Below are 12,357 nucleotides of genomic sequence, written 5' to 3'. Positions count from 1 at the left end.
CTTCATGTCCATGCTGCAACACAACAATCCAGTACCTGCTCGAGCCCAACTGGAGCTGCTTTTGCCCGGCGACGAAGTGCGGAGCGAGCCAATACTTCGAGCAGGTCTGCTGCAGGCTTTCGTCAGTGCGCAGTCGCTGATCGGGCACGTCGCGCTTGAGGACGTCGCGCCATTCGCCGGCGTCTACAACATCGATGGCCTGCTGTTCATCGAACTTGATGGCCGCACCTACGAGGTAGAATTCGACACCGACAACTTTCGCTTCAACGTTGTGGCGCCTTGTGCGCCAGCGCCCGAGCTGGATGAAAGCGCCGGTATGCCATCGAACCGGGAGCAGGTGTTACGCGACTGGCATCCGACCTATCTTTCAAGCAGCCGGAAATGGTCGCTCCGACACGTGGAATCCAGTGTGAGCCGCAACGGGGATTCTGCTCGATTGATGGCGTTGCCTTATCAAATCGACGCCCTGTTGATGACAGAGGATCTATTCAAAATCATCAGAGCGGTCGAGCGCTTCTTGCTACAACCGGGGCCACAGGCGAATGGCAGCGGGGGTACGCAAGCGCTCCTGCCACTCCTTGCGGCACCCCATCTGGACGCTTTGCAAGCAAGCGCCGACGAATCATGGCCGCCGCCAAAACGCCTGGGCGCCATTCTGGACTCGATGCTTTGCTCAGCGCCTGCGCAGACGCTTGCCGATCAATTGCTCAAGGCTCTGGATTGGTACGGCGGTGCGGAGAGGGAGATCACGGTCCCGGTCATTCGCAAGCAACTGGTGTGGGCGGCGCTGATGCTGGAGCTCGACCCTCCCGCTCAACAACAGCCGGGCTACATTGCGGGCTGTGATCTGGCGGGGCCGCAGAACTGGGGCCTGAGCTATCGGCAACGTCAGAGGCGCCTGCTGACCGCCCTTGCTACGAGAACGGCTCTGCCCGAACTGGCGCTGTGCATCCTTGCGCCTGCTGTGCCCGACTTCATGGTTGAAGGTATCGACGAAGACCTGCGATACGGCACGGTGGCGTGGGTGAACTTCGTTCACGGCGTCTCACTCGCCAATTCGCTTGATCCAGGCTCTTCAACGAAGCTCGCGTTCGAAGACCTGATTCGACTCCCCATAAATCTGAGCAAAACCGCTACCTCTGAAGAACTGGCATTGATCGCCAGTGCCCGGATATATCCGAGCCTGCACTGGGCGGTCGCCAACGGTGTGCTACCCGTCAACGCACAGAATGACTATTCATTATCAGAGCTGGCTAGCGCTTCAAACGCGCTGGATGATCACATTGAGCGTGCCGTGCAGGCCGCAGAGGCAATAACGCGTCAGGTGCCCGATCGCTTGAAGATGGCAGAGGACAAGCTGCTTGAGCTGTTTGGGGACAATGCCGAGCAGATAAAAAAGCGTCTCATGCACCCCGTCGAGCTCAGTGACAGGTTTGAATATGCCGTGCGCGGTCCCAACTCCGACACCTGCTTTTACCTGCTGGACCTCTTTGCCGCCGGCCACCTTATCAACGGGATGGACAAGTTCCAGCCCGTTGCTCCAAACCCGCGATTGATCGATTGGACATTCGCGAGAATTATGGAAGAGCTCCGGGGCATCGATATTCCGGCTACGTTCGAACACCGATATCGATTCTTTGAGTCACAGGCAAAGCTGGCGTACACCTTCATCATTGACGAGCTATGGGCGCAATTGCCCGCAGACGACCGGCGCGCGCTGCATAACGGGCGAGTCAAGGTTCATACACTGCGGACCCCCACCGGAAAAATTGACGTTTTGGAAGGACCGCTCGATAGAGAGCGAAAACGCGGCCGCTATGGTTTCGTCCTAGAGTGCAGTTACCTCCGCAAATGTTTCTTCTACGAGCTGTTTCCTCTGGCCGGGATTGCAGTACGTCACGCAAGCCTGTCGATTCCGACCACGTCCGGGCATGAGTTCTCTACCGCGCCGACTCCGATTCTGAAAGTAACCACCGGCAGGAGGCTGCCCATCGACTGGAATGCATACGTCAATCTTGCTGCACCAGTGAGCGGGACCAAATCGACGGTTATCAGCGAAACCATTGCCGAGTTTGGGCCTTCCGACGATCTCGATAACAATGCCCCCGCACCCTTGACCTCTGCTCGCTTAAACCAGATTTCAGTCGCGGTTGCTACTCACCATCTGTTCTTTTACCCCCATGACACCTACCACTATCACCGCGACCAGACGGGTTCCGAGTACGTTTCCAATAACTACCCGCCCATTCTGCGCTCGCTCGCAGTCATCGTGCCGGGGCTAGGATGCGTCAACGGGATCGTCACGAACGATTCGCCAGTCGTCGCTTGCTCACTGGACGCCGTGACTCTCGGCGTACCTGCGCTCAAGCTTCTGGGGGGCACGATGCGGCTTGCGCTCAATGCAGGCAAGGCAGGTATCACCCAGACCTTGCCACGGCTTGCATGGTTTTCGACGTCGATCATCATGGAGTCCGCTTATGCTCATCGAGCGATGCGCGCAGCCGGAGTTCTAACGCCCTGCGTACTCGGCAGCCTTTTACGCGCAAAGGTATTGGACATTAAGGCCTTTCATGCCCTGGCCAACAGGCTGCGCAGCTACACCGTGCCTGCGAACAGTGCGACGCGGCATGTCTCCGGTATCGCCACCATTACACAACCCACCGAATGGCGAGGCCCAGCAGGGTTTGACTCATTGGCGACGGTCAGCGAAATCGACAACGTGCCCGTCCGCCGAATATCCAACGCTATGGCTGGCGGGACGGATGCGCATTACCTGCTCAATTCCGGCGTAGCCTATGGCCCGCGCTTGACCGCTCGGCAATCTGCTTCGATTTCAGTACAGGGCGGTGGCGTGATGGGCTATCCGCTGTCTGGAAGAGGCGCCGGGGGTAGCCCGATTGCAAGCCCTGATGGCGGAAAGCTGGGACGAGCGATTGATCCGTCTGAGGATCTTGCGACCGTCCTGAGCCAGAACAACATCAGCGCGACTCCGGGACAGCTTCGCGTCATAGCCAACGTGGTGGAAGACGGAACGCCATTGTTCATCTACCAAACCGGCAAGGGCAGCAAAAGTATCGCGCTGCATGACGTACACGACCGAATCTATGTGGACGCCTTCACCAACACGCGGGTTAGTGTTTTCAGGTTTTATAATCACGCCACGTTGAAAACATGGCGAGTGGATCCTGCGATTGAGGCCGGTGTCTTGCAGGTTGCCCCGCAGCGCTTGGCCGCTGGTAGAGGACAGTTGATTCAGAAGCGGCTGGATGAGATCAAGGCAGGCATCAGCGAAGGGCAATATCTGCGGCCTATCCATGTTGGGGAGCTCGCCAACGGCACGTATCCGGTGGTCAACGGCAACCACCGGCTTGCTGTTGCTTTGCAGATGCAGCTTGAGACCGTCCCCGTGCTGATTGTCTGACCGGAATCGAGGACGGGCTGCCTACCGACCCAGAAGTTTCTGCACACGAGCCCGATCTTGCGCGAACTCGGCCTCGGCCTGAGTCCGCGCAGTCTGGTAGCGCAGGATGTCGACTTTCAGGTTTTGCTGCTGATCCCGCAGATCGTCCAGCTGGTCAAGCAGCGTTTTGGGGACCGGATGCCCTGCCCGCTCTTGATCGGCCGCTTGCGTCTGCAGCACGCCTTGCTGTGTGACGAGGTTCTGGATATTGCCTTGAGCCACGACGATCAAGGCGTCGAGTTCGGCGAGCCGTCGGGTCTTGGCCCGATCGACGTCCTCGACGCTGGTGTAAAGCCGGAGCAAATGTGCGTCCGCGTCAGCTTGCAGCTTGGCCGCCTGGGCGTCGCGCAGTTCCTCGGCCGAAGGTGCAGGCGGTACCACTTGCACTACCCGGCCACGCTGATTCAGCACTTCATAACCTTTGCCCACATATTCCGAGGGCACACCCTGCCGATCAAGCACGGTCACGCCGCGACTGTCGACGTAGCGATACAAGACCATGTCGGAGGAATCGTCAGCCTGAACGCTCGCGATGCAACCCAAACCCAGCGACAAACAAAAACCCAACGTGCCCAGCTTGAGCATAAACCGCATCCTTTTGGAGGCTCAGATTCCGTATTGAGCTCGATACGCTTCTACGGCAGGTAAATGCTGTTTGAGCTCCACGTCGTCGGCCAGGTATTCAAGCACCTGATTCAACGAAACAATGCTCACCACCGGAATGCCGAAATCACGTTCGACTTCCTGAATGGCAGACAGCTCGCCGTTGCCGCGCTCCTGACGGTTCAGTGCGATCAGCACGCCGGCGGCAGTTGCACCTTGAGCCTGAATGATCTGCATGACCTCGCGAATCGCCGTGCCGGCCGTGATGACGTCGTCGATGATCAGCACATTGCCGGTCAACGGAGCCCCGACCAGACTGCCACCTTCACCATGCGCCTTGGCCTCCTTGCGGTTGAAACACCAGGGCAGGTCAAGGTTGTGGTGATCGGCGAGCGCCACGGCCGTAGCAGCTGCAAGCGGAATACCTTTGTAGGCCGGGCCGAACAGAACATCGAAGGGAATGCCGCTTTCAACGACGGCGGCGGCGTAGAACTTGCCCAGTTGGGCAAGGGCCGAACCGCTGTTAAAAAGACCGGCATTGAAGAAGTAAGGACTGGTGCGCCCAGACTTCAAGGTGAACTCACCGAAGCGCAATACGCCGCGATCGATGGCAAAACGAATGAAATCGCGTTGATACGCCTGCATGAAAAAAGCCCCGAATACCACGGATTTAGCTAATTAGGTAGAGCTCGGGTATCATACACGCACGTGATTTTTGGGGCCATTTATGCGGATCATCAGTGTGAACGTTAATGGTATTCAGGCTGCAGTCGAGCGCGGTTTGCTCAGTTGGCTGCAAGCTCAGAATGCCGACGTCATCTGTCTTCAGGACACCCGCGCCTCCGCCTTTGAACTGGACGACCCGGCCTTCCAACTGGACGGCTACTTCCTATATGCCTGCGATGCCGAGGTTCCAGCCCAGGGTGGCGTGGCGCTTTACTCGCGGTTGCAACCGAAGGCGGTTATCAACGGTCTTGGTTTCGAGACGGCCGACCGTTACGGGCGATACCTGCAGGCAGATTTCGACAAAGTCAGTATCGCTACCTTGCTGCTCCCTTCCGGGATGAACGGCGATGAAGACTTGAATCAGAAATTCAAGCTCATGGACGATTTCGGCAAATACCTCGACAAGCAGCGTCGCAAACGTCGCGAGTACATTTATTGCGGCTCGCTTTATGTGGCGCAGCAGAAGCTGGACATCAAAAACTGGCGTGACAGTCAGCAATCTCCGGGCTTCCTTGCGCCGGAACGCGCCTGGATGGACGAGATCGTTGGCAACATGGGCTATGTCGATGCGCTGCGGGAAGTCAGTCGCGAAGGCGATCAGTACAGCTGGTGGCCGGATAACGAGCAGGCCGAGATGCTTAATCTGGGCTGGCGCTTCGACTACCAATTGCTAACCCCGGGCCTGCGCCGTTTTGTACGCAGCGCGCGCCTCCCACGTCAACCGCGGTTCTCGCAACATGCGCCGTTGATTGTGGACTACGACTGGACGCTCACCATCTGACGTTCGGTTGCTCAAAAAAAGCCGACATGAAGTCGGCTTTTGTTTGCCTGCAGATCGGGCAGGCGGCCGCTGTGCGCATTTCTTACTTGATCAGCCGCCAGGTGAACGGATACCGATAGGCAATCCCGTCATTGACCTTGACGCCGGCAATGATCGTCAGCACCAGTGCCCCGACCCCTACCAGCATCAACAGCGGAAAACCGATGATCACCACCATCAGCAAAAAGCAGATCATCGCAGCAATAGCGACCGTGATCTGAAAGTTCAGGGCCTCCTTGCCCTGGGCATCGATGTAGGGATCGGCCTCTTTCTTGAGCTGCCAGACGATCAGTGGTCCGAGCAAGTTGCCGAACGGGAAGATCAACCCGAAAAACGCAGCGAAATGGCAGAGCATTGCCCACTGACGGGCTTCCTTGCTGGGTGCTGGCAGCGGCGACTGACTCTCGATCATCATGCTTTCCCTATGCTGACGTAGTGTTGCGGATTAGGAGAAACCGATCAGTCGGCCAGTGCCGCCTGCTGCAGTTCAAAGATCTCGTTCATGCCTTTTTGAGCCAGTGCCAGCATGGCGTTCAGCTCTTCAGGCTGGAACGGCGCGCCCTCGGCAGTGCCCTGAACTTCGATGAAGCCGCCCGCATTGGTCATGACCACGTTGAGGTCGGTTTCGGCAGCGGAGTCTTCAAGGTAATCCAGATCCAGAACCGGCTCGCCCTGGTACATGCCCACCGATACAGCGGCAATCATTTGCTTGAGCGGATCGCCACCTTTGAGGCCGCCGCGCTTTTTGATGGACTTCAGCGCATCGATCAGGGCAACCATGGATCCGGTGATCGACGCAGTGCGCGTCCCGCCGTCCGCTTGAATCACGTCACAGTCAACGTACAAGGTGATCTCGCCCAGCTTGGACATGTCCAGTGCAGCACGCAGCGAACGCCCGATCAGGCGCTGGATCTCAAGCGTGCGACCGCCCTGCTTGCCACGACTGGCTTCACGTTGATTACGCTCGCCTGTTGCCCGGGGCAGCATGCCGTATTCGGCGGTCAACCAGCCCTGGCCCTGCCCTTTGAGAAAACGCGGAACGCCGTTTTCAACGCTGACGGTGCAGATCACCTTGGTATCACCAAACTCAACCAGCACAGAACCCTCGGCGTGCTTGGTGTAGTTGCGGGTGATGCGGATCGGGCGAAGCTGATCGGCAGCGCGACCACTTGGACGTTTCATCTGGGATACCTGTACTGGGAGACGGAAAACTGGCCTGCATTATAGAGGTGCGGGCGTTGCTTGGGACACCTAATGAGACGTTGCTCGCGAAACGCCCCGTAAAACGGCGCGGCCATACGCCGAGTCAAGACACCGCGCATCGCTTGCGACAATGCCACATTTGGGCGCACACCTCGCACTGAGCTACAATCCTGCGCCTTTACAGCCAGTCGTTTTCCTCGACGTGCGCCAGGCACTCGTGCCAGACCGGCTACCCGCAATCGCCCGAATTTATAACGCCTGAATTTATAGAGGTACGTCCCATGGTGCACAGCATGACGGCTTTTGCCCGCGCTGAACGAGCCGGCCCACAAGGCACGCTGAGCTGGGAACTGCGCTCGGTCAATCACCGTTACCTCGAACCTCACCTGCGTCTGCCGGAATCGTTTCGTGACCTGGAAGGCGCCGTGCGTGAAGCTCTGCGTCAAGGCCTGTCACGGGGCAAGATCGAATGCACGCTACGCTTTACCGAGGAGTCCGCAGGCAAGCCGCTGCAGGTCAATCGCGAGCGCGCAGGTCAGCTGGTGGCAGCAGCTGAAATCGTTGCCAGCCTGATCCAGCAGCCCGCCGCGCTGAACCCCCTTGAAGTACTGGCCTGGCCAGGCGTACTGGTCGCAGACGCCGCTGACCCACAAGCCCTGAACAACGACGCGCTGGGACTGTTCAATGAGGCGCTGGACGAACTCAAAGCTGGCCGCGCCCGTGAGGGAGCCGATCTGTCGAGACTTCTCGACGAGCGGCTGACCTCTATCAAAACCGAGGTTGCGACGTTACGCAATCTGGTACCGCAAATGCTCGCGGCCCAGCGCCAAAAGGTGCTTGATCGCTTCGCCGACATGAAGGCCGAGCTCGACCCCCAGCGCCTGGAGCAGGAGATGGTTCTGCTGGCGCAAAAAAGCGACGTCGCCGAAGAACTCGACCGGTTGAGCACTCACGTCACTGAAGTCCGTCGCGTGCTCAAAGCCGGCGGACAGGCCGGACGCCGGCTGGATTTTCTGATGCAAGAGCTCAACCGCGAAGCCAACACGCTGGGCTCCAAAGCCTTCGATCCTCGAAGCACGCAAGCCGCAGTCAACCTTAAAGTGTTGATCGAGCAGATGCGCGAACAAGTGCAGAACATTGAGTAAGGCCACCCCCAACATGACCCACAGCACCGGCACCCTTTACATTATTTCCGCCCCATCGGGCGCGGGCAAGACCAGCCTGGTCAACGCCTTGATCAACGCTCAACCGCAAATTCGCGTGTCGGTTTCCCACACCACCCGGGCCATGCGTCCGGGCGAAGTGGACGGCGTGAACTATCACTTCGTTGATCGCGCCGCGTTCGTGCGGATGATCGAGCACGGCGACTTTCTCGAACAGGCTGAGGTGTTTGGCAACCTCTATGGCACCTCGCAGAGCCATTTGCAGCAAACACTGGATGAAGGCCACGACCTGATTCTGGAGATTGACTGGCAAGGTGCCGAGCAAGTGCGCAAGCTGATGCCGAATGCTCGCTCGATTTTCATCCTGCCCCCGACTCAGCAGGCCCTGCGTCAGCGCCTGACCAATCGTGGTCAGGACAGCGACGAGATCATCGAAGGTCGCATGCGCGAAGCGGTCAGCGAGATGAGCCATTACGCAGAATACGATTACATCGTGATCAACGATGATTTCGCCACGGCGCTCGAAGACCTCAAAGCGATCTTTCGCGCCAACCTGTTGAGTCAGGAGCACCAACAACAGCGTCATAGCCAGTTGCTCGCGCAGCTTCTGGCCTGACCGGTTTTGCTCGGGAAACCGAGTCATCGCAAATCAGCGCTTCCCTAAACGCTGGTGATTTTTTAGACTGTCGAGTCCGCTCGCCCATTCGGGCACCGCGCATATCGCATTTGCTACGAGGAATACCCATGGCCCGCGTGACCGTTGAAGACTGCCTGGAACATGTAGATAACCGTTTTGAGCTGGTCATGCTCGCCACCAAGCGCTCGCGTCAACTGGCGACCGGTGGCAAAGAGCCCAAGCTGGCATGGGAAAACGACAAGCCAACCGTGGTGGCCCTGCGCGAAATCGCGGCTGGCCTGATGGATTACGCTGTTATTGCAGAAGCCGAAATCGTTGAAGATGAACCACTGTTCGCCGCATTCGAGGACGAGTCCAGCGAGGCCGTCTAAGCCTATGCCTGGTCGACGTTGCAAGGCGCAGGGTCACAGCCTTCGGCAAGGAGTTTTATCTTGCCGAGCATAGACGCCCTCGCCGATCGCCTCTCGACCTACCTCGGCGCAGACCAGGTCAACCTGGTCCGCCGAGCGTATTTCTACGCCGAACAAGCCCACGACGGTCAACGTCGTCGCAGCGGCGAAGCCTACGTCACGCATCCGCTGGCGGTGGCCAACATCCTTGCCGACATGCACATGGACCATCAGAGCCTGATGGCCGCCATGCTGCATGACGTGATCGAAGACACCGGTATCGCCAAAGAAGCGCTCTGCGCCCAGTTTGGGGAAACGGTGGCCGAACTGGTCGATGGCGTCAGCAAGCTGACCCAGATGAACTTCGAGACCAAGGCCGAAGCTCAGGCCGAGAACTTCCAGAAAATGGCGATGGCCATGGCGCGGGATATCCGTGTGATTCTGGTCAAGCTCGCCGACCGCCTGCATAACATGCGCACGCTGGAAGTGCTGTCCGGCGAGAAGCGCCGGCGCATCGCCAAAGAAACCCTGGAAATCTACGCGCCTATTGCCAACCGTCTTGGTATGCACAGCGTGCGTATCGAATTCGAGGACCTTGGCTTCAAGGCGATGTACCCGATGCGCTCGTCGCGCATTGGGCAGGCGGTCAAACGTGCCCGTGGCAATCGCAAAGAGCTGGTCAACAAAATCGAAGAGTCGCTGAGCCACTGCCTGGCGGTTGATGGCATTGAAGGCGAAGTAAGCGGTCGCCAGAAGCACCTGTATGGCATCTATAAAAAGATGCGTGGCAAGCGTCGTGCGTTCAACGAAATCATGGACGTTTATGCGTTCAGGATCATCGTTGACAAGGTGGATACCTGCTACCGCGTACTGGGCGCTGTACATAATTTGTACAAACCACTGCCCGGCCGGTTCAAGGATTACATCGCGATTCCGAAAGCCAACGGCTATCAGTCACTGCACACCACCCTGTTCGGCATGCACGGTGTACCGATCGAGATCCAGATTCGCACCCGCGAAATGGAGGAGATGGCCAACAATGGCATCGCTGCGCACTGGCTGTACAAGTCGTCGGGCGATGAACAGCCGAAGAGCACTCACGCTCGGGCACGGCAGTGGGTCAAAGGCGTGCTGGAGATGCAGCAGCGCGCCGGCAACTCGCTGGAATTCATCGAAAGCGTGAAGATCGATCTGTTTCCGGACGAGGTGTACGTGTTCACCCCGAAGGGGCGGATCATGGAGCTGCCGAAGGGCTCCACCGCAGTGGACTTCGCTTACGCAGTGCATACCGACGTTGGCAACAGCTGTATTGCTTGCCGTATCAATCGCCGTCTGGCTCCACTGTCCGAACCCTTGCAGAGCGGCTCTACAGTCGAAATCGTCAGTGCACCCGGCGCCCGTCCGAATCCGGCCTGGCTCAACTTTGTCGTCACCGGCAAAGCCCGGACGCACATCCGTCATGCGCTCAAACTGCAGCGTCGGTCGGAGTCGATCAATCTGGGCGAACGGCTGTTGAACAAAGTGCTCAACGGCTTCGACAGCACGCTGGACAAGATTCCGGCCGAACGCGTACGCCTGGTCCTCGCCGAGTACAGAGTAGAGGTCATCGAAGACCTGCTCGAAGATATTGGTCTGGGCAATCGCATGGCGTATGTGGTGGCTCGGCGATTGCTCGCCAGCGAAGGCGACCAGTTGCCAAATGCCGAGGGGCCGTTGGCCATTCGGGGCACTGAAGGTCTGGTGCTCAGCTATGCGAAGTGTTGCACGCCGATTCCGGGTGACCCTATCGTCGGCCACTTGTCCGCAGGCAAGGGCATGGTGGTCCACCTGGACAACTGCCGGAACATCACGGAAATCCGTCATAACCCCGAAAAATGCATCCAGCTGTCCTGGGCGAAAGACGTTACCGGCGAGTTCAACGTCGAGCTGCGTGTCGAGCTGGAGCATCAACGCGGCCTGATCGCCTTGCTTGCCAGCAGCGTCAACGCGGCCGACGGGAATATCGAAAAAATCAGTATGGATGAACGCGATGGTCGCATCAGCGTGGTCCAACTGGTGGTCAGTGTGCATGATCGAGTGCATCTGGCACGCGTGATCAAGAAGCTGCGCGCCCTGGCTGGCGTGATCCGCATTACTCGCATGCGCGCGTAGTCAAACCGCTAACAGGAGTTATTCATGAGCAAGACCGTCATCTCCAGCGACAAGGCCCCTGCCGCCATCGGCACTTACTCTCAGGCGATCAAGGCCGGTAACACGGTCTACATGTCGGGACAGATTCCGCTGGACCCAAAAACCATGGAGCTGGTCGAGGGTTTTGAAGCCCAGACCGTTCAGGTTTTTGAAAACCTCAAAGCAGTAGCTGAGGCCGCAGGCGGTTCGTTCAAGGACATCGTCAAGCTGAACATCTTCCTGACTGACCTGAGCCATTTCGCCAAGGTCAACGAGATCATGGGCACGTACTTCGAGCAGCCCTATCCGGCGCGTGCCGCCATCGGTGTCGCTGCGCTGCCGCGTGGCGCTCAGGTCGAAATGGACGCCATACTGGTCGTCGAGTAAATCCCGGTGCGGAGCTCATGCACGCTCCGCCTCCTCTGCACAGGAAGGACTCCGCCTATGCGCGTTGCGTTTGCCCTCTCGCTTCTGGCAGCACTGCTCAGCGGCTGCGCCAGCCACTCCAACAAAACGCCGGACGGCACCTGGATCAACCAGGCTGCAATCGACGCCGCAGCTCAAGGCGGCAATTTGCGGCAAGCGTTACTGGCTTACGGCCCCAATCTGGAATGGAACATCAACACCAAGGCAGGCCAAGCCACTGCGTCCAACGGCTTCGAGCTCAGTGAAGGCAAGATTGCCAGTAACGCCGACGGCAAGTTGCGGGTCGATTTCTATGGCAATGCGTCGGATGAGTTGACCATCAAAGGTGACGATCTGGTGCAGCGCGCCAGCGACACAGGTCCAGAACAGCACTTCCGTTCGCCGAAGGAAGCACCGCCTGCCGGAGCGCAACCTGGCACCAGCTTCGAGCGCGCGCTTTATACCGCTTATTTGGGCGGCAAATGGACGATCGTCAACGGCGACGGCCAGGGCAGTACCGTGGAATTCCTGCCAGACGGCAGCGTCAGTGGGTTACCGGGCAATGATCGCTACGCGCTGTGCCTTGCAGGCGACTGCGCGGCCATGAGCGGTGAGTACGACAGCATGTGGCTGGAAAAGGACGAGCGCGGTAATCCGTGGATCTTCGTTCGCAACGGCAAGCAGCTTGAGCTCTTCCAGGCAGTGAACAATGCACAGGCAACCGAGATGCCTGATTTGCGCCCGGGTGAGCGACGCTGGGTGCTTGAGAAGAACTGACTATC

Annotated in this window: 12 protein-coding genes; 8 read left to right on the top strand and 4 right to left on the bottom strand. The window is 58.5% G+C overall.

What is annotated here, in order from left to right:
• The first annotated feature begins 4 nt into the window (after positions 1 to 4).
• Entirely contained in the window at positions 5 to 3,421 is a 3,417-nt protein-coding gene (locus QRN48_RS01030; protein ID WP_285348418.1) for a ParB N-terminal domain-containing protein, read from the top strand.
• A 21-nt stretch (positions 3,422 to 3,442) separates the two neighbouring features.
• On the opposite strand, the gene QRN48_RS01025 is transcribed toward QRN48_RS01030, so the two are convergent.
• Positions 3,443 to 4,054: a DUF4124 domain-containing protein gene (locus QRN48_RS01025; RefSeq protein WP_420850605.1), complete on the bottom strand. Its 612-nt coding sequence runs from the start codon at positions 4,052 to 4,054 to the stop codon at positions 3,443 to 3,445.
• A 12-nt stretch (positions 4,055 to 4,066) separates the two neighbouring features.
• Positions 4,067 to 4,708 carry an orotate phosphoribosyltransferase gene (pyrE, locus tag QRN48_RS01020; RefSeq protein ID WP_037016690.1) on the bottom strand — a complete coding sequence of 214 codons (642 nt, stop codon included), beginning with the start codon at positions 4,706 to 4,708 and terminating at the stop codon, positions 4,067 to 4,069.
• 82 nt (positions 4,709 to 4,790) lie between these two features.
• Here pyrE and crc point away from each other — a divergent pair, with 82 nt between their 5' ends.
• Complete coding sequence (gene crc, locus QRN48_RS01015) at positions 4,791 to 5,570, top strand: catabolite repression control protein Crc (protein WP_037016693.1); 780 nt, start codon at positions 4,791 to 4,793, stop codon at positions 5,568 to 5,570.
• Between the two features lie 82 nt (positions 5,571 to 5,652).
• On the opposite strand, the gene QRN48_RS01010 is transcribed toward crc, so the two are convergent.
• Positions 5,653 to 6,021, bottom strand: a complete 369-nt coding sequence (locus tag QRN48_RS01010; RefSeq protein ID WP_191944162.1) for a DUF4870 domain-containing protein — start codon at positions 6,019 to 6,021, stop codon at positions 5,653 to 5,655.
• Positions 6,022 to 6,068: 47 nt separating this feature from the next.
• A complete protein-coding gene (gene rph, locus QRN48_RS01005; protein ID WP_191944163.1) occupies positions 6,069 to 6,791 on the bottom strand; it encodes a ribonuclease PH in 723 nt (240 codons plus the stop codon).
• Positions 6,792 to 7,093: 302 nt separating this feature from the next.
• On the opposite strand from rph, the gene QRN48_RS01000 reads away from it, so the two are divergent.
• The 6 genes from QRN48_RS01000 to QRN48_RS00975 all read left to right on the top strand — a co-directional run bounded on the left by QRN48_RS01000 (position 7,094) and on the right by QRN48_RS00975 (position 12,352).
• Positions 7,094 to 7,957 carry a YicC/YloC family endoribonuclease gene (locus QRN48_RS01000; protein WP_037016702.1) on the top strand — a complete coding sequence of 288 codons (864 nt, stop codon included), beginning with the start codon at positions 7,094 to 7,096 and terminating at the stop codon, positions 7,955 to 7,957.
• A gap of 13 nt (positions 7,958 to 7,970) precedes the next feature.
• Positions 7,971 to 8,591 (top strand): guanylate kinase, encoded by a 621-nt coding sequence (gene gmk, locus QRN48_RS00995; protein WP_037016705.1) that lies wholly within the window; start codon positions 7,971 to 7,973, stop codon positions 8,589 to 8,591.
• A 128-nt stretch (positions 8,592 to 8,719) separates the two neighbouring features.
• On the top strand, positions 8,720 to 8,983 hold the full coding sequence (rpoZ, locus tag QRN48_RS00990) for a DNA-directed RNA polymerase subunit omega (RefSeq protein WP_025257879.1): 264 nt from the start codon (positions 8,720 to 8,722) through the stop codon (positions 8,981 to 8,983).
• 60 nt (positions 8,984 to 9,043) lie between these two features.
• Positions 9,044 to 11,152: a bifunctional GTP diphosphokinase/guanosine-3',5'-bis pyrophosphate 3'-pyrophosphohydrolase gene (gene spoT / locus QRN48_RS00985; protein ID WP_037016710.1), complete on the top strand. Its 2,109-nt coding sequence runs from the start codon at positions 9,044 to 9,046 to the stop codon at positions 11,150 to 11,152.
• Between the two features lie 24 nt (positions 11,153 to 11,176).
• Positions 11,177 to 11,557 carry a deaminase RidA gene (gene ridA / locus QRN48_RS00980; RefSeq protein WP_037016713.1) on the top strand — a complete coding sequence of 127 codons (381 nt, stop codon included), beginning with the start codon at positions 11,177 to 11,179 and terminating at the stop codon, positions 11,555 to 11,557.
• Positions 11,558 to 11,614: 57 nt separating this feature from the next.
• Positions 11,615 to 12,352, top strand: a complete 738-nt coding sequence (locus tag QRN48_RS00975; protein WP_037016715.1) for a hypothetical protein — start codon at positions 11,615 to 11,617, stop codon at positions 12,350 to 12,352.
• Positions 12,353 to 12,357: the final 5 nt, after the last annotated feature.

The sequence above is a fragment of the Pseudomonas sp. ME-P-057 genome (genome assembly GCF_030208975.1).
Lineage (GTDB): Bacteria > Pseudomonadota > Gammaproteobacteria > Pseudomonadales > Pseudomonadaceae > Aquipseudomonas > Aquipseudomonas lutea.
This window is presented reverse-complemented; position numbering and strand designations above follow the sequence as displayed.